The sequence below is a fragment of the Halorubrum sp. SS7 genome, assembly GCF_005435055.1.
Taxonomy (GTDB): Archaea; Halobacteriota; Halobacteria; order Halobacteriales; family Haloferacaceae; genus Halorubrum; species Halorubrum salinarum.
Map to the genome: position 1 here is coordinate 1 of NZ_SGXV01000555.1, position 260 is coordinate 260.

1 pseudogene is annotated in these 260 nt (G+C 54.6%); it reads left to right on the forward strand.

The features are described 5' to 3' along the window. A pseudogene (locus EXE44_RS21275) lies at positions 1-260 on the forward strand (maltose ABC transporter permease); the annotation flags it as partial.

Sequence of the window (260 nt, forward strand, 5' to 3'; positions counted from 1 at the left end):
GCCCTCCTGTTCCCGGTGTACTGGATCCTTCAGGCCGCACTCTCTGGAAGTGGGGCTTCGCTGTACTCTTCAAACGGGATTTCACTGTTTCCAGACGATCCGACGCTTCAGCCGTTTGTGTGGGTGGTCGGTGATCTCATCATCCCAACGTACAGGATCTCGATGGCGGTTCCACTCACCGACTTGGCTGTCGTGTTCAATACGCCAGAGATCACGTTCTTAGACGCATCAGCTCACGGAGTTGAGAATCCTTCTGGGTT